The organism is Nocardioides sp. WG-D5, assembly GCF_054031175.1.
Window position 1 is genome coordinate 1,903,660 of the sequence record NZ_CM132928.1, and the last position, 17,500, is coordinate 1,921,159.

Consider the following 17,500-nt stretch of genomic DNA (forward strand, 5'->3'; position numbering starts at 1 on the left):
GGCCACTCGCGGTCCTCCCCTGCCCCTTGGGTTACGTGACCATGACGATCCACAAGCTGGCCGCGGGCTCGGGGTATGAGTACCTGACCCGCCAGGTGGCGACGGGTGACTCCACCGAGCTCGGCGCCACCGCCCTAGCTGACTACTACGAGGCCAAGGGCGAGACGCCTGGCCAGTGGTTGGGATCGGGGCTCGACGCCTTCGCTGGCCCGGACGGGATCAACGCGGGCGATGTGGTGACAGCCGAACAGATGGGCCACCTGTTCGGTGTCGGGGAGCATCCCGTCAGTGGGCGAGCGTTGGGTCGGCGGACACGGTCGGACGGAGTGGCCGGGTTCGACCTGACCTTCAGTCCGGTGAAGTCCGTATCGGCGCTATGGGCAGTCGCGCCACCTCAGATCGCGCGCGCGATCGAGCAGGCCCACGATGCCGCGGTCAACGACGCGCTAGCCTATGTCGAGCGCGAGGTGCTGTTCTCCCGGGAAGGGACCGACGGGGCGCGACAGGTCGAGACCCGCGGCCTGATCGCGGCCACCTTCCGCCATCGGGACTCCCGTGCCGGCGACCCGGACCTTCATACCCATGTCGCCGTCGCGAACAAGGTGCAGGCAATGGACTCGGGCAGATGGTTGACGGTCTATGGCCGGGTGTTGTTTCAGCACACGGTGGCGATCTCGGAGACCTACAACACCGCGCTCGAGTACCGGCTCGGTGAGGCGCTCGGTGTCACGTTTGCCGAACGCATCGGCCCTCGGGAGCGGCGCCCGGTCCGCGAGATCGTGGGTATCTCGGCCGGCCTGTGCCGGGCGTGGTCGCGACGGGCCCGGGACATCGATCGCCGTGAGGACGACCTCGTGGGCGCGTTCGTCTCCGAGCACGGTCGGCCGCCGACCGAGCCGGAACGGCTCAGGCTGGTGCAGCAGGCCAATCTGGAGACGCGTTCCCCGAAGCACGAGCCACGGGCTGAGGCCGATCAGCGGCGGCTCTGGCGCCGCCAGGCATCGGAGTTCTTGGGGAGCGAGTCGACCCTCGATGCGATGATCCGTGGAGTATTGGAAAGGTTGCCGGCGGTTCGCCGGCCGACCTCTGCCGGCGTCGTCGACCCACACGTGATCCAAACATTGGCAGTCGCCGTCATCGCCGAGCTCGAGACCCGTCGGGCGACCTGGCAGAGCTGGCATCTGCGGGCCGAGGCGGAGCGTCAGGTGCGAGCCACAGCATCCGGACGGGTCGCCGCCGACGACTTGCCCGCGATGATCGACATGGTCGTCGCAGCGGCCGTGACGAGGTCCGTGCAGCTCACACCGGACGACGATCCCATCAATCAGAGGACCGATCTTCGCCAACCGAGTAGGCTTCGACGCTCGGATGGAACCAGCGTCTACCGACATACCGGCGCCGATCACTACACCAGCCAGCGGATCCTTCAAGCCGAACAGCGACTGGTCGACGCGGCCGGGCTGGGCAGCGACTTCGCGTTCTCTACGGAGGAGATCGACATCGTCCTGGCCGCCAGCGCGGTCGCCGGGGTGCGCCTCAATGACGGGCAACGCACACTGGTGCATGCACTGGCCGGGGGCAGCCACCGGGTCCGGCTCGCACTGGCACCTGCCGGGTCCGGGAAGACCACAGCGGTCAAGGTGCTGGCGGCAGTCTGGACGACGAATGGTTATGACGCGATCGGGCTGGCACCGTCGGCGGCCGCGGCGAAGGTGCTCCGAGATGCCACCGGCCTGCCGTGCGAGACCCTCGCGAAGATCGACGACGAGGCCGCCACCCAGCCCACCAACACTGGGAGTGGGCTGAGCAGCAGCATCGGACCAGAGACCCTGGTGGTGATCGACGAGGCGGGAATGGCCGACACGTTGACGCTCGACCGGGTAGTCGCGTTCTGCATCTCGCGCGGTGCCACGATCCGGCTCCTGGGCGACGACCAGCAGCTCTCCGCCGTCGGCGCCGGTGGCGTGCTGCGCGACATCACCCACCGGCACGGAGCCGACCGCCTCGACGAAGTCGTACGCTTCATCGACCCCGGCGAGGCTGCCGCATCCCTCGACCTTCGCGACGGCGACCGGGCCGCGATCGGGTTCTACCTCGACCACGACCGAGTCCACACCGCCGACGAGGACACCACGATCACCGAGGTCCTCGCCGCCTGGCAACACGACCGAGACCACGGACTGGACGCACTCATGCTGGCGCCCACACGAGACATGGTCGCCAAGCTCAACCACCGGGCCCGATCCAGCCGTCTCGCCGACATCGCGCCGCGGACCGAGGTCGAACTGGCCGACGGCAACCAGGCATCAGTCGGCGACACCATCATCACCCGCCACAACCAGCGGCGCCTGGCGGTCTCCGGCACCGACTGGGTCAAGAACGGCGACCGCTGGACGATTATCCACATCCGCCGCGGAGCGTTAACCGTCCGTCACGCTGCAACCGGCCTGAAGGCGGTGCTGCCTGCCGAGTACGTGGCCGACCATGTCGAACTCGGCTACGCCTCCACCGTCCACACCGCACAAGGCCTCACCGCCGACGTCGTCCATGGCATCGTCAACGGCCGTGAGGATCGGCAAACGCTGTACACGATGCTGACCCGCGGCCGGCGCGAGAACCACGTCCACGTGCTGCTCGAACCGGTCGATCCCGTCGAGGCCGATCGGGAGCAGTGCATGCTTCCCGGGCTGGAAGAGCAACTGACCGCGATTCAGATCCTCGACGACGTGATCGCTCGTGACGGAGCGACAGTCTCGGCCACCACCACGCTCCTCCGCGGCCGAAGCCTGTCCACCCAGCTCCACGACGCCGCCGTGCGCTACGCCGACGCGGTCACCACTGGAGCAGAACGAGTGCTCGGCAGCGGTTGGGAGGATGCCCTCGACGCGGCCGGCGATGGCCCACTCCCCTGGCTACCCGCGATACCTGCCGACCTGGCACGCGACGAGTCCTGGGGCCCATATCTCGCCGTTCGTTCCCGAAATGTCGAGGTGACAAGACAGGGCTTCCTCGACCAGCTGGACGGCGCCGACATACCGGCGGCGCTCGAGAGCAGGAAGCGTCCTGCCTGGATGACGCGGTACGCCGATGTCCTCGGAGACCTCCACGACACCGTGGCGCTGTGGCGGGCCGCCCGCGGCGTACCCGAGGACGATCCGCGCCCGACCGGGCCAGCCGTCACCGCCCCGCACGCCGCCCGCTTCCAACGCCATCTCCTGCGTCAGCTCACTGGTCGCTACAGCGACTCGGTCCGGCGCTGGCACGAGCTGATCCTCCGCCAGACAGGAATCCAGGCCCAGGACGACCACACCAGAGGCGAGGCCATCGAGCTCGCTCGCCTGCTCGACACGCTCCATCGCCGCGGTCACGACTCGCGCGGACTGCTAGACCGTGCCCTGCACAGCGGCGCATTGCCCGAGGGGCATGCCATCGCCGCCCTGACCTACCGCGTCCGGAAGGTCGCCGCGCGCGACCCGCTGCGGTCACGACGCGAGTCTGCCGGACCTGCTGGCCCATCGGCGCCCAGCCTGTGACCCACAACGGTCACACGTTCGGATCCTGTCGCCGCTACTCCGAAGGAACTTTCGACAAGAGCATGGCTGGTCACGAAGTTGTTGGTCCTCTGGGAGTTGCCGATTAGTCCCGAGTCCCTCACCCTGCCGACAGCCTTGGCGACGGATCCTCTCGGCAGCATCCGCGCCCCTGCAGTGCCGCAATCCGTGTTCGCGGACTCGGAGTTGGGTCGAGAGCTGGATCGCGTCTATCCGCGGTTCTGCTCGATAGTCCCCGATTCATCGCCCTAGGCTCAGGGGACGTGACAGGACGACTCAACGACAACCAGGTGGCCCTGCTCAACTGGCTTGCGGGAGCGCCCGGTGCCGGCGAAGCGACGAACCCGCAGCGGCTGACGGCACGCGCTCTGGAGAGGCGAAGGCTCGTCAAGATCCGGGGCCGTGGACCCCGATGGCATGCAACGCTCACCACCGCCGGTCTCCATTACCTCGAGCATGGGACGTACCCACCCGGTCACCTCGGGTCGGAACCCGATCCTGCGCCCAAGTCGCCCCCGCCGACACCGGCACGCGAGCGGCCTGGGAAGAGAGAGGCCAAACCCGAGATCGACCTCACCGTCGACTCGCCAGCCGGTAAACGGCGCCGAGGAGGCAAACCGGCGGGAGACTCGCTGTTCCCTGACAACGTGAGCGATCCGTACGACGAGAAGATCCTCGTCACCGTCAAGGAGGCCGCATGGACGCTCAGCCTCCCTGAACATGCGATCCGTCAGGCGGTCTCACTCGGTGACCTTGACCGCGTCTACATCGGCGAGGGCAGGAAGAACTATCGGATCGTGTACGGATCGCTTCTCGCCTGGGTGAACTCGATGCCGAGAGAGTCCGGGAAGAGCTGGTGGTGAACATGCAGCCCCAGCACTGGGAGCCGCCCGACCCTCCCAAACTGCTCGTATCGGCCCGGCGAGTTGCAGACGAGTTGGACGTCCCGATCTGGAAGGCCAACGAGATCTGCTGGTGCCTCGACAGGCGCTTCTACGCCCCGGGCCAGGTCCATTACCGGGTCACCCGAGCATCACTAGACGCCCTCAAGGCCCTTTTGGCTGACGGCATGACCATCGGCGGCGCGCGGTCTGTCATGTGGTACTTCAAGCAACGCGACAGTTTGCCACCAGCAGATCTCGGCCAAGAAGAGCGAGACTGGATCTACTGGCACTCCCGACAACGCCGGCGGAACCGCCGCTGGTGAGAATCGAACCGCTGCCAGGCACCAAACCTTCATGCAGGCTCGGCGAGGATCGTGTCATCAAGACCTCCTGGGTCAGGCTGCACCGATCTCCCGGCCCTTCTGCTCTGAGCACCAACGCTGACGGCTGGTGTCGTCGGTCCACACCGCGGCATAAACCTTCAGCCGGTCCAGCGAGCGCACAGCACGTCGCCGCAGCGTACGGGCAGCCTCCGGGCGGTCGCGCGCAACCAGTTCGACGGCCGCAGGTGTGGTCAAGCCCAGTCGTCCGCGACGCGACGGTGCTCTGACGGTCTCGGCTGCGGCGGCGAGCTCGTGGAGTAGACGCACATCCTCCTCCTCGACAGCGTGGTCGCGGATTGCCAGGCCGAGGAACTCACGCAACTCCACCTCCGGCGCAACCTCCCCCTCCACGGCTGCGCGATCGTTGGCGACGCTTCCGAGCATGGCAAGCTCGTCAGTGAGCAGCACCTGCTTCCAATGACGGTCGGCATGGCTGCCGACATCGAGAGAGGCCGCGACCTCCCGCCGGGTCGCGTTCAAGAGTGCCCGGGCCAGCCACGGCGTTCGCAGCCGATGCGCCTGGGATGCCTGCACCCACAGTTCAGAGGCGACCAGCGCATCGATGTCCAGGGAGAGATCACTCAGTATTTCGGCGACACGACACGCCCCGGGAATTAGCAACCACACCAGCGCCGCAACCGCAGAACGGTCGGCCACCGTCAGGTCCGCCAGCGTGCGCAGCACCGCCACCTTGTCCTCGTGGCTCGCGTGCTGGGTCCACTCTCGTAGCTCGGTAAGGTCATCGACGACGGCCAATTGTGGGTCCGCCGCACACCATCGTTCCCATCCTGTGCGTGCTTCGACCAGCAGCGGCGATCTTGGATCGTCGAATCCGTACTCGTCTGCAACACTCATCACGCCTCCGTTCCTCGCTTCACCAGGTAGGTGCGCACGACGAATGCGGCTCTTGAGCGTGTCAGATCTGAAGAGTTATGTTTTGGTATGGCCGTCGGCCACGAGGGTTCGCTCCTGGAGGCCGCTCGCGTTGCTCGCGGGTTGACCCAAGAAGCGCTCGCGCGCCGATGCGGCACCTCACAGCCATCGCTGTCGGCCTACGAACGCGGAGCGAAGTCACCCACCCTCGCCGTCCTTGAGCGAGTCTTGCGCTGCCTCGACTTCGAGCTCACCCTCAACGAACGGATCACCTTTCACCAGATCGCGGTCGCTGGTCCCGGAAGGTCCACGGCCCTCGTGCCGAACCGACTGTGGCGATTGGCTCCCGAGCAATGCTTCGCGCCGCTATGGGTATGGCATGGTCGTGACCACAAGGTGTTCGCGTTGGGTGATCGCGACAAGCGGGCTGCTGGTTACGCCTGGCTACTGCGCTACGGCGACGAAACACAGCTCTTCGAGCACCTCGACGCTGCGCTCCTGGTCGATGCCTGGCCCGATCTGGCCGACACACTTCCTCCCGAAATCCGCACCGCATGGTGGCCACTGGTCAGCCAGACCGCGGATCAGGCAGTCGAGGACCTTATGGTCGCAGACGCTCGGGAATGGGGGCAGGACTACCGACGTCGAACGGCTACGCGCGCCAAGAAGCTGCGGGTGTTCCGACGTCTGGCCGCCTACGGGCTCGATCCCGACCAGATCCGAGTGTTGATGCGGCATTGGTGAGGGTCGTCATAGCAGTTCGGGAAGGTCGCGCGGCTGCTTCCGGTCAACGGTCGCTGAGCCGTCATGTAGGTTGGTCGCTCCTGATCCTGCGGAATGACCGTCTGCTTCGTGTGATTAGGCCACCACCAGCCCCGGCTCGGGAGAGCCCCGTCCACGCGGTCGGTAGCGGCGTGATCGCGTGACGCTGGACCATGCGAACGGCGGATTCTGACGGTGCGAGACCCTAGACTTCGATCAGGACGAGGGAGGTGACGACCGATGGCAGGGACGAGCGAGCAGTTCAAGGCTTTGGTGCGTTCCCACGCCAATGGTGACGACGCTGCGTTCTACTCCGTCGCGTTGCAAGTTGCGGCGTCTGCCGCGCGGAAAGGTCACAACAGGCTGGCCGCGGACCTGAAGTCGGCAGTCGAGTCGTCTCGGGCAGCGTCGCCCTCGAAGGTCACGTCGATCGCCCGCCCGAAGGGGGATGTCGCGGATCTAGTCATCGCGTCCCACCCGACGGTCAGTTTGAAGGACCTGGTGTTACCGGCAGAGCTGGCGGCTCAGGTGACGCGGATCCTGACAGAGCAGCGGCAGCGGAAGAACCTCCTGGACCATGGGTTCGACCCTGCCCACAGGTTGCTGCTGGAAGGACCTCCCGGGACCGGCAAGACGATGACCGCGGCGGTGCTGGCACATGAACTGGCTCTGCCGCTTCTCACGATCCGGCTGGACAGCCTGATGAGCAAGTTCATGGGCGAGACCGCTAGCAAGCTCCGCGCGCTCTTCGACGCAGCGGAGCAACAACGCGCCGTCTATTTGTTCGACGAGTTCGATGCGCTCGGTGGCGACCGCAAGGGCAACGACGTCGGCGAGGCGCGCCGGATCCTGAATTCGTTCCTGGTGTTCTTGGAGAACAGCGGCAGCGAGAGCCTGATTATTGCTGCCACCAACCATCGTTCAATACTCGACCGGGCGCTGTTCCGGCGCTTCGACATGGTGCTGGACTACGCCCTCCCTGACGCCAAGCAGGGTGCCGCCGTGATGCGCGGCCGGCTCGGCTCGCTGGCCAAGGGGGTGCGCTGGGCATCCCTGACCCAGGCCATGGACGGGCTCTCGCACGCCGATCTGGTACGCGCCGCTGAGAGCGCCGCCAAGACCGCGATTCTCAACGGAACCACGCCGGTCGCCCTCGATGACCTGCGTGCCGCCCTCGAAATCCGGAAGTCGGGCACTCTTGGCTGAGGCGCGTCAGCATCTGAGCCACCTGCTGGTAGAGAACAGATCCATCGACGAAGAGTTCCGCCGCCGCGGACGCGGAAACCCCCGGATTCGTCCCGTGGAGGACCGGGCCAGCCACGGCCGCGGGCGGCTGGACGAGTTGCAGTCGGTGCTGGACGGCAGCGACGAGGCGCGCGAGGAGTTCCTCACCGAAGCAGAACTTCGGGCGCTCGGCACGATTGTGACACTTGTGGGTCCGCAGGCCGACTACCCCATCGCGCTCGACCGACTGGAGCGGCGCAGCACGCACCGCAACACACCGAAACGCCCAAAGTGGCTGCTCCTCTCTGTCCTTCCCGCCCAGTACGACGAAGGAGTTCCGGAGCGGGCCACGGTCTGGGTCAGCGACCAGTACCGTGCCGAGTTCTTGAAGCTCTTCGAGGACTACCTAAAGCGCAGCAGTACCACAGGCACGCCGCGCAACAACGAACTGGTCGCGAACATCGCACGGATCCGTCAGACCGTCCTTGCGGACCTGTGGCAGTCCGACGGCGTGCCGCCCGCGACCGGCAAGTGCTGGTGGGAATTGTGGCTTCGCCCCGGCGCCGACGGCCGGGGCCGTCTTCAACGGTTCGCAGACTCACAGGACCTCAGGGTCTCGCCGCGCATGCTCCACCTGATCGATCGTGACGTGACCTGGGTCGAGGCAACCTGGGACCAACTCCAAGCGCTTCCGTTCACGGCGGTGCCGATCGCAGAGATCAGGCGACCCGAGTTCGTCGACACGATCGAGGACCTCACGGTCGATGAGCAGTCCGAGTACGTCGAGGAACTGCTCGATCGGCTAGAGCCTGCCGACGAATCCGCTCCGGCGGTCTGTCACCTCGACACAGGCGTGGCCCGAACCCACGTCCTACTGGAAGACTCGCTCGCTTCGAGCGATCTTCACACCGTTGTCGGCACAAGCGGATTCGACCGGGACGGCCATGGCACGAAGATGGCGGGCATCGCCCTCTATGGCGACCTCGACAGACTCCTGACCGGGACAGAGCCTGTGGCGCTGCGGCATCGACTCGAGTCGGTGCGGATCCTGCCGCACGGCACCGAGGCTCCGCACGATCCCGTGACCTATGGCGACGTCACTGCACAGGCGGTATCTCTCCCAGAGATCGTCTCGGGGCGAGATCGTGTGTTCTGCTTGCCTGTGACCGCCACGAGCGATACGCCTGGCGTACCAGGTCAGCCGACCCTGTGGTCGGCGACTGTCGATGCGCTTGCCGCCGGCGCCGATGTGGTCCGCAACGGCGACGAGCTCGAACTGATCGCCGCCCCCGACCCCGATCTGACACGCCTCCTGATCGTTTCGGCCGGCAACGTCGACCAGTACGTCGCCGACCATCTCAACTATTCGGACCTCTCCGCGGTCCAGGACCCTGCACAGTCCTGGAACGCTCTCACCGTAGGTGCCCATACCGAGTTGGTGACACCACCGACGGATCCGGCCTACACAGGCTGGGACGTCGTAGCCCCCGGCGGCGAGCTTTCGCCCTACAGCCGGACCTCACTTACCTTCGGCAACACACCGTGGCCAATCAAGCCGGATATCGTGATGGAGGGCGGCAACGTCCTCCACGACGGCAACGGACTGTTCGAGCCCGGCCACGCCGCACTGTCGACACGGACCACAGCCCACACCAACACGCTCGCGCTCGACTCGGCACATGCCACGAGCGCCGCGACAGCACATGCTTCCCGGCTCGCGGCCCTCGCCATGGCCGCCTACCCCGACTACTGGCCAGAGACCATCCGCGCACTGCTCGTGCACGGCGCCGACTGGACCTCGACTATGCGAGCAGCAATCAACGCTGCGCGCAAGAGCGGCCGGAAGGCACAGCAGATGATGCTGCGGCGCTACGGCTGGGGTGTGCCGACCGAGGACCGGGTTCTCTACTCCACCGACCAGGCCGTCACGCTGGTCGTTCAGGACAAGTTCGTTCCCTTCGAGGGCGATGACTTCAAGATCCCCGCGTTCCGGCTCCACGACCTGCCCTGGCCACAGGAAGCCCTCGAAGAGATCGGCGACGCGCGCGTCGACCTACGTGTCACGCTGTCTTATTTCATCGAGCCGACAGCCTCTCGCCGTGGCTGGCGACAGCGATACCGCTACGCCTCCCACCAGCTGCGGTTCGAGGTGCAGGATCCACTCGAAACCGAGTCTGAGTTCGTACAGCGCATCAACCGCGACGCGCGCACCGAAGAGGGTGGTGGGCGACCCCAGGCCGAGCAGGTGCAGTGGTTGGTCGGCGCTAACCAGCGCAACCTTGGCTCGCTCCACCAGGACATCTGGCCGACCACTGGGATCGAGCTTGCCGGCTCCGGCAAACTCGCCGTCTACCCCGTCGGCGGATGGTGGAAGAACAACACAACCAGGGCGCGAATCAATCGACCCGTTCGCTACGCCCTCGTCGTCTCCCTCAAGACTGCCAGCGAGGACGTCGACCTCTACACGCCTATCGCCAACACACTGCGCATCCCGATCGCGATCTCAGCCACCTGACAACCAACACCTAACCCCTCCGGCCGATCTCTTGACCCGGTCGTCCTGTTCTGCCACGTTCTCGGCTTTAGGACGTCGGACGCCACCGCCCGTGGAAACAGATTCGGGTAGACCGCAGCGAGTGCGCCACGCCGCACTAGGACTGCTGGTCTTAGGGTGTTGATGTGGACCTGCCCGTAATGCCGCCGATCCTGCCAATGCTGGCTAAGCCGGCATCGCTTGAGAAGGTGCTCTCCATGGCACCCAACGTCCAACTAGAACCAAAATGGGACGGCTTCCGGTGCATCGTGTTCAAGGACGGCGACGAGGTGGAGCTGGCCTCGCGCAACACCAAGCCGCTGACGCGCTACTTCCCCGAGGTGGTCGAGGCGATGCGGAAGGCGCTACCGGAGAAGATCGTGCTCGACGGGGAGATCTTCGTGGCGATCGGCGACCGGCTCGAGTTCGAGGTGCTGCAGCAGCGGATCCACCCGGCCGCGTCCCGGATCACGCTGCTGGCGGAGGAGACGCCCGCTGCGTACGCCGCCTTCGATCTGCTCGCGATCGGCGAGGAGAGCTTCGTGGAGAAGCCGCTGACCGAGCGGCGGGCGGCGCTCGAGGAGATCTTCTCGACCGTGACCTCGGACAACGTCCATCTGTGCACGACGACGACCGACCCCGCGATCGCCCAGGACTGGTTCACCCGGTTCGAGGGCGCCGGGCTGGACGGGGTGATGGCCAAGCCGCTGGACGCGCCCTACTCCCCCGACAAGCGGACGATGCTGAAGATCAAGCACTCGCGTACGGCCGACGTGGTCGTGGCGGGCTACCGCGAGCACAAGACCTCCACGCCGGAGAAGCCGCTGCTGGGGAGCCTGCTGCTGGGCCTGTACGCGCCCGGGGAGGATGGCCGGCCGGAGCTGCAGCACATCGGGGTCTCGGCCTCCTTCACGGCCGCGCGACGCGCCGAGCTGTGGCAGGAGCTGCAGGAGCTGGTCGTCCCCATCGAGGAGCACCCGTGGGGCCGCTGGCAGGAGTTCCTCACCGCCAACCCCGACCGGGTTCCCGGCACCCAGAGCCGCTGGTCGCAGGGGAAGGACCTGTCCTTCACCCCGCTGCGCCCGGAGCGGGTGGTCGAGGTGGGCTACGACCACATGGAGGGGCGCCGGTTCCGGCACACCGCGCAGTTCAAGCGCTGGCGCCCCGACCGCGACCCGGAGTCGTGCGGCTACGAGCAGCTCGAGGAGCCGGTGGCGTACGAGCTGTCCGAGGTGCTCGGAGCGCCCCGCTAAACAGCACTGTTAAATCCGGCTAGTGTCGGAGACATGAGCTACGACGTCGTACTCCTGGTCGAGCAGGCAATCACTCTCGACGACGCGACCCGGGTCCACTCCCTCCACGAGGGAGTCGAGGACCCGGTCTACCACGTGCTGCTGCCCCTGGAGGACGCAGCCGCGCGGATCGAGTCGGCGATGGGCACGCTCAGCGCTGCCGAATACCTGGGCTCGGCCATGATCATGAACGAGATCGACCTCGACGCGGTGCGCGAGGAGGCCAAGGAGGAGGCCGAGAAGGCCCTCGCCCAGACCCTGAAGGTCCTCAAGACCTCGGGCGCCTCCGCCCACGGCGAGCTCGTCCAGGACCCGGTCAAGGCGCTGCGCGCCAAGGTCGCCGCGGTCGACGGCCGGGAGGCGATCATCATGACCCGGCCGCACGTCGTGGCCGAGTTCTTCCACGTCGACTGGACCCACCAGGCCCGCCGGCACCTCCACGTCCCGGTGCTGCATCTGATCGAGCACGAGAACTTCGACGAACAGGCCGGCGAAGGCGAAGGAATCAACGGAATGTGAGGCGGATCGCCTCCACTACCGCGAAATCCGCAAAAGTGATAGGCGCCACATCAAAGGTTACCGCTCTGTTACCGGCTTCACGTGGCAGTTGTAGCCTGCATTCGCCTAGGATCTTGGGGTCCGCTGTTCCGGGGGGATCCAGCGGACTGAAGTGCCTGCTCGTGCGATCGGGGGATCCGCGCTGAGCGGGCACTTCTACTATGTGTCGCCGATCCGGTTGCCCTCCTCGTCCCAGTGGGACGCGACCTTCTTGCTCGGCTGCACGCGCGGCGGCTCGCCCGGCATCTTCGGGTAGTCGGGCGGGAAGTTGAGCTCGCCCCCGGGCAGCTTCTCCCAGAGCTCGAGCAGCGGCGTCAGGTCGTACGCCTCGTCGTCGATCTGCGTCCAGCGGTCGCCGTCGGCGAGGAAGTCGGGGACGGTGAAGAGGTTGAGCTCGCGCGGATCCTTGAGGTCGGCCAGCTCCTCCCAGGTGAGCGGCGTGGAGACCGGGGCGCCGGGCTTGGGGCGCAACGAGTAGGCCGAAGCGATGGTCCGGTCCCGGTTGTTCTGGTTGAAGTCGACGAAGACCCGCTCCCCGCGCTCCTCCTTCCACCACGCGGTGGTCACTCCCCCGTCGCGGCGCTCCAGCTCGCGACCGAAGCCGATCGCGGCGTGGCGCAGCTCCTCGAAGGTCCACTCGGGCCGGATGCGTACGTAGATGTGGACGCCGCGGTTGCCGCTGGTCTTCGCGAAGCCGCGCAGGCCGAGCTCCTCCAGGGTCTCCCGGGCGACGCCGGCGACGCGCACGACGTCGGCGAAGTCGGTGCCGGGCTGGGGGTCGAGGTCGATCCGCAGCTCGTCGGGGTGGTCGACGTCCGCGCGGCGGACGGGCCAGGGGTGGAAGGTGAGGGTGCCCATCTGGGCGCACCAGACCGGGACCGCGAGTTCGGTGGGGCAGATCTCTCGCGCCTTACGCCCGCTCGGGAAGGTGATCTCGACCTCCTCGAGGTAGTCGGGGGCACCCTTGGGCGTGCGCTTCTGGTAGAAGCCGTCACCCTCCTTGTCGGTGGGGCCGGTGGCCAGCTTCATGCCCTCACGCCAGCCGTCGGGCCAGCGTTCCAGGGCGGTCGGGCGCTCGCGCAGCGCCCGCATCAGCGGTTCGCCGACCGACGCGAAGAACTCCGCGACCATCAGCTTGGTGACCTCAGGGGTGCGGTCCGTCGCCTCGTAGATCACCCGGTCCGGGCTGGAGATCCGCACCTCGCGCTCGCCTGCCTGCACATGTGCCGCCGGTGTCTTCGCCATGGCGCCAACCTAGCCCGCCCCAGGCCCCTCCCCCAGCGAAATCGCCCGGCCGACTTCCGCAACTCACTGGCCAGTACGTCTCGAGACCGGCATGATCCGCTCCAACGTACGGCGACGGCCACGATCTCGGAGGACCCCCACATGTCGACTCGAACCACGGCGCTGACCGCCGCCACGGCGGCCCTGGCCGCCGCCATCTCCCTCGGCCTCGCCGGTGCGCCCGCGACGGCGAGCGCCGCTCCGGGCTGCGGGACCGTCGCCTCGCCCGACATCCGGGTGGAGCACACCCGACTCACCGACCCGGCGGTCACCGACATCCTGGCCCGCTCCGGTTTCGACGACGTCGCCGGCGCGGTGCGGGCGGCCCTCTGCGAGGCGCGCGACAGCAAGACCGCGACCGCTGCGGCACGGCTCGCCGGCCAGGCGCTGTGGCAGCGAGCGGTCGACCGCGTGCAGGGCCGCGGCGACGCCGGCGGCGACCTGCCACGCAGCGACGACCGGCCTCTCTACTGGGCGCGTCTCGCCGGCGAGCTCGAGATCGCCCGCGTGGCCCCGGGCTTCCCGACCTGGTCGGAGGATGCTCGGCGCAAGGTGGCGCAGGCCTTCGACCGGGCCTCGCGAGGCATCGACACGACCCGGTTCAGCGGTGGGCAGCAGGGCAGGCAGCGGCAGGTTCTCGCCTCCGGTTTCGACCCGTTCACCCTGGACCGCAACATCCGGCAGTCCAACCCGTCGGGCGCGACGGCGCTCGCGATGGACGGGCGCGTCGTCCAGACGGCGAAGGGTCCCGTCGAGATCCAGACCGTGGTGTTCCCGGTGCTGTGGGGGCCGTTCGCACAGGGCACCGTCGAGCGCGCCTTCCTGCCGCACCTGGTCCCCGGCAAGCGCGACGTGGACACCGCCGTCACCATCAGCCAGGGCCGCGCGGGCCGTTTCGACCTGGAGGTCTGGAACGGCGCCCATCGCGGCACCTTCCCCGACAACGACCGGGTCAGCGTCAACGAGACGATCCCGATCCCCGAGGACGTACCTCGGACCGACCCGCAGCCGCAGTGGACCCGGACCACGCTGCCGGTCGAGGCGATGAAAGCGGCCGTCCCCGGCACCTTCCCGGTGAACATCAACCGGGTCATCACCGAGATCCCGGCCGGATCGACCACACCGGTCACCCGGGAGGACCCGACGCCGGGCTCCACGGCGGTCGCAGGTGGCGGCGGCGACTACCTGTCCAACGAGTCGGCCTACCGCACCACTGCCCTCCGCGACGCGCTCGAGGCGGACACCAAGCAGGGACACATCCATGTGCCGGTGCTGTCCGGGGACTCCAGCGGTGAGCCGCTCGCCGACATGCGGGCCGACATCGTCTCCCAGACCCTCGCCCTGGTGGTGGCGGCGGCGACGAGCTGAAAATAGCCCGAAGAATCCAGCCGGATCCCGCACCGTTTCCATGCCCCCGGGCGTACTGAGAGCATGAAACCAGCAAAGGTCAGGCCTATCTCGGGTGCGGCCCTTGTGATTGTCAGCATCTTCGTCCTCGGCGCGTGCGGCGGGTCGGGTGGATCGGGCGAGTCCTCCGCCGACTCCGACTCGGTCGAGGCGATGACCGATTCCTCCGCCGGGAAGGCGGCCCCGGAGATGGCCGCGCAGGACGCGGACGAGGCGGCGCCGCAGCAGGCCGTCGTCAAGGCGTCGATCATCTCCACCGGCTCCGTCTCGCTCAGCGCGAAGGACGTCGGAAAGGCGCGTACGCAGGTGCAGCACGTCACCGACAAGTACGCCGGACAGGTCACCGAGCAGGAGACCAGCGACAGCGACGACGACGGTCCACGCTTCGCCCGCATGGTGCTGCGGATCCCGTCGAAGTCGTTCGACGACGCGATGGCCGACCTCGAGGACACCGCCACCCTGGTCGACTCCAACACCACGACCACCGACGTCACCACCCAGGTCGTCGACACCGAGGTGCGGGTGAAGAACGCCCGCACCAGCATCGAGCGGATCCGTACGCTCCTCTCCCGCGCCGAGCGGATCGGCGATGTCATCTCGATCGAGTCGGAGCTCGCCCGGCGCGAGGCCGACCTCAACTCGCTGCTGGCCCAGCAGGCGGCTCTCGAGGACCAGACCTCGCTGTCGACCATCACCGTCAGCATCGATCGCGCCGGTCCCGGCGGCTCCGGAGACGACGACCCCGGCTTCCTGGCCGGGCTGGGGGCCGGCTGGGACGCCCTGGGCGCCTCGGCCCGTGTCCTCGCGGTCGCCCTCGGCGCCATCATCCCGTGGACGCCGGTCGTGCTGCTCCTGGCCGCGCCCGTCTGGCTCCTCTCGCGGCGCCGGAGGCAGGTGGTCGCGACGGCGCCCGCCGCCGGCCCGGCGGAGGAATAACCGGTCGAGATCGGGGTGCCGACGGCGTACGTTCTGAGCATGAGCGCGCTCGAGCACCCCGGTCTCGTCTTCCGTAGCCTCGACCCGTTCGACGGGGACGAGGCCCAGCTGAAGGGTTGGTACGAAGCCACCCGGCGCGGCTTCCACCAGTCGCGCGGCAACGACGACGGGATCCAGGTCTGGCGCGACCACACCCGCGCCGACTCGGTGACGCTGCTCGGGGCGTGGACGGAGAGCTCGGAGTTCTCCTCGGCCACGATCCCGGTCGCGACGTTCTCCTCCTGGACCGCCCCGGTCAACGTGGGCGGTGGCGCCAGCCTGCCGACGCTGCTGATCAGCGACGTGACCGTCTCCCCCACCCACCGGCGCCAAGGGCTGCTGCGCAAGCTGATGACCGTCTCGCTCGCCGACGCGGTCGCGGCCGGCGTGCCGCTGGCGGCGCTGACCGTCTCGGAGGGCTCGATCTACGGTCGCTTCGGGTTCGGCACGGCCACTCACCTGCGCCAGATCGAGGTCGACGTGACCTCCAAGTTCCGCTTTCGCCCGGAGGTGCCGGCCGACGACGGCTCGGTGACGCTGATCGAGCCGGGCGAGGCCTGGAAGACGGTCGCCGAGATCTACGCGACGTTCCAGGAGCGCACCCGTGGCTCCGTCACCCGGCCGCAGTTCTACGAGCCGTGGCTCTCCAGCGCCTACGACTTCGACGGCGACTCGAAGGGTGAGTCGAAGCAGCGCGCCGTGCTGCACCTGGACGCGTCCGGCACCCCGGACGGCTACGCCGTCTACAAGACCGCCGACGAGCGCAACGACTCCGGGCTGCGGATGGCCCGGGTCGTCGACCTGGTGGCGCTGACCCCGGCGGCCTACCTGCGGCTGTGGCGGTTCCTCGCCGACATCGACCTCGTCGAGCGCGTCGGCTGGCGCCGGGCTCCGCTGCAGGACCCGCTCTACTGGGCGCTCGCCGAGCCGTTCGCGGTCAAGAGAGCCGAGCTCGACGACATGCTCTGGCTGCGCGTGCTCGACGTGCCGACGGCCCTGCAGGCCCGGCCGTGGTACGCCGCCGGGGAGATCGTCCTCGGCGTGGACGACCCGCTCGGGCACGCCGACGGCGCCTGGCGGATCACGGTCACGGACGGTGTCGCCGAGGTGACCCGCACCGATGCCGCGCCGACCGTCGAGCTGGCCGCGGACACCCTCGGCGCCCTGTATCTCGGCGGCGTCGACGTACGCACGCTGGCGGCCGCCGGCCGGATCACCGGCTCGCCCGAGGCGATCGAGACCTGGGCGGCGATGGCCGACGGCGGTCCGCTGCCCTACTGCATCACCGGCTTCTGACCGGTCCCCACCAGCTCAGTCGCGCCCGGGCTCGGCGCCGATCAGAGTGATTCGGTCACCGCGAAAGTGGTAGTTGTGCATCGCGTCCAGCCGCGGTGCGTACGCGTGCAGGCTGAGCGCCGGGCGCGAGGTGACGTTGCGGACGTCATGGACGTGGCCGGCGGCGTGCGCCCGGGCATCGCCGGGGCCGACGTCGGCGAGCTGCAGGCCGCCGAGCCAGTTGTGCTCGACCAGGCTGCCGGTGAGCACGGTGAAGGCGGTGGTCGCGGTGCCGTGGTCGTGGAAGCCGGTGCTGGCGCCGGGCGCCCAGGCGATCAGCCACACCTCGACCGCGTCGTCGCGGTGGAGGAGGTGGAACTCGCGCCCGGTCTCGGGCGGCTGCACCTGCGCGATCAGGTCCTCGTCGGCGTAGGTGCGGATGGCGTCCAGCAGGGGCTGCGTGGCAAGTGCGTTCATGGTGGCCTCCTCCAGAAGCGTC

14 protein-coding genes are annotated in these 17,500 nt (G+C 68.0%); 11 read left to right on the plus strand and 3 right to left on the minus strand.

The window, feature by feature from the left end; translation table 11 throughout:
• The first annotated feature begins 41 nt into the window (after nucleotides 1-41).
• From mobF to ACWZJV_RS09220, 3 genes are all read left to right on the plus strand, one after another.
• On the plus strand, nucleotides 42-3,533 hold the full coding sequence (mobF, locus tag ACWZJV_RS09210) for a MobF family relaxase (protein ID WP_457181234.1): 3,492 nt from the start codon (nucleotides 42-44) through the stop codon (nucleotides 3,531-3,533).
• 281 nt (nucleotides 3,534-3,814) lie between these two features.
• Nucleotides 3,815-4,414 (plus strand): excisionase, encoded by a 600-nt coding sequence (locus tag ACWZJV_RS09215; RefSeq protein WP_457181235.1) that lies wholly within the window; start codon nucleotides 3,815-3,817, stop codon nucleotides 4,412-4,414.
• Nucleotides 4,411-4,758 (plus strand): hypothetical protein, encoded by a 348-nt coding sequence (locus ACWZJV_RS09220; protein ID WP_457181236.1) that lies wholly within the window; start codon nucleotides 4,411-4,413, stop codon nucleotides 4,756-4,758. Before ACWZJV_RS09215 ends, ACWZJV_RS09220 begins: the two co-directional genes overlap by 4 nt.
• Before the next feature lie 72 nt (nucleotides 4,759-4,830).
• Here ACWZJV_RS09220 and ACWZJV_RS09225 read toward each other — a convergent pair whose 3' ends face one another.
• Nucleotides 4,831-5,673, minus strand: coding sequence for a hypothetical protein (locus ACWZJV_RS09225; RefSeq protein ID WP_457181237.1), 843 nt, complete (start codon nucleotides 5,671-5,673; stop codon nucleotides 4,831-4,833).
• 87 nt (nucleotides 5,674-5,760) lie between these two features.
• On the opposite strand from ACWZJV_RS09225, the gene ACWZJV_RS09230 reads away from it, so the two are divergent.
• The 5 genes from ACWZJV_RS09230 (at nucleotide 5,761) to ACWZJV_RS09250 (ending at nucleotide 12,021) form a co-directional block, all read left to right on the plus strand.
• Complete coding sequence (locus ACWZJV_RS09230; RefSeq protein WP_457181238.1) at nucleotides 5,761-6,435, plus strand: helix-turn-helix domain-containing protein; 675 nt, start codon at nucleotides 5,761-5,763, stop codon at nucleotides 6,433-6,435.
• Nucleotides 6,436-6,693: 258 nt separating this feature from the next.
• A complete protein-coding gene (locus ACWZJV_RS09235; protein ID WP_457181239.1) occupies nucleotides 6,694-7,659 on the plus strand; it encodes an AAA family ATPase in 966 nt (321 codons plus the stop codon).
• Nucleotides 7,652-10,192 (plus strand): S8 family peptidase, encoded by a 2,541-nt coding sequence (locus tag ACWZJV_RS09240; protein ID WP_457181240.1) that lies wholly within the window; start codon nucleotides 7,652-7,654, stop codon nucleotides 10,190-10,192. Before ACWZJV_RS09235 ends, ACWZJV_RS09240 begins: the two co-directional genes overlap by 8 nt.
• Before the next feature lie 164 nt (nucleotides 10,193-10,356).
• Complete coding sequence (locus ACWZJV_RS09245) at nucleotides 10,357-11,463, plus strand: ATP-dependent DNA ligase (protein WP_457181241.1); 1,107 nt, start codon at nucleotides 10,357-10,359, stop codon at nucleotides 11,461-11,463.
• 33 nt (nucleotides 11,464-11,496) lie between these two features.
• The gene (locus tag ACWZJV_RS09250; protein ID WP_008361160.1) at nucleotides 11,497-12,021 is read left to right on the plus strand and encodes a hypothetical protein; all 525 of its coding nucleotides are present in this window, start codon (nucleotides 11,497-11,499) and stop codon (nucleotides 12,019-12,021) included.
• A gap of 198 nt (nucleotides 12,022-12,219) precedes the next feature.
• On the opposite strand, the gene ACWZJV_RS09255 is transcribed toward ACWZJV_RS09250, so the two are convergent.
• Nucleotides 12,220-13,305, minus strand: coding sequence for a DNA polymerase domain-containing protein (locus ACWZJV_RS09255; RefSeq protein WP_008361159.1), 1,086 nt, complete (start codon nucleotides 13,303-13,305; stop codon nucleotides 12,220-12,222).
• Nucleotides 13,306-13,446: 141 nt separating this feature from the next.
• Here ACWZJV_RS09255 and ACWZJV_RS09260 point away from each other — a divergent pair, with 141 nt between their 5' ends.
• From ACWZJV_RS09260 to ACWZJV_RS09270, 3 genes are all read left to right on the plus strand, one after another.
• Complete coding sequence (locus tag ACWZJV_RS09260; RefSeq protein WP_008361158.1) at nucleotides 13,447-14,712, plus strand: putative secreted protein; 1,266 nt, start codon at nucleotides 13,447-13,449, stop codon at nucleotides 14,710-14,712.
• A gap of 105 nt (nucleotides 14,713-14,817) precedes the next feature.
• Nucleotides 14,818-15,687 carry a DUF4349 domain-containing protein gene (locus ACWZJV_RS09265; RefSeq protein ID WP_050800906.1) on the plus strand — a complete coding sequence of 290 codons (870 nt, stop codon included), beginning with the start codon at nucleotides 14,818-14,820 and terminating at the stop codon, nucleotides 15,685-15,687.
• Between the two features lie 39 nt (nucleotides 15,688-15,726).
• Nucleotides 15,727-17,022 (plus strand): GNAT family N-acetyltransferase, encoded by a 1,296-nt coding sequence (locus ACWZJV_RS09270; RefSeq protein ID WP_457181242.1) that lies wholly within the window; start codon nucleotides 15,727-15,729, stop codon nucleotides 17,020-17,022.
• 15 nt (nucleotides 17,023-17,037) lie between these two features.
• Here ACWZJV_RS09270 and ACWZJV_RS09275 read toward each other — a convergent pair whose 3' ends face one another.
• Entirely contained in the window at nucleotides 17,038-17,478 is a 441-nt protein-coding gene (locus ACWZJV_RS09275; RefSeq protein WP_196872865.1) for a cysteine dioxygenase, read from the minus strand.
• Nucleotides 17,479-17,500 lie beyond the last annotated feature (22 nt).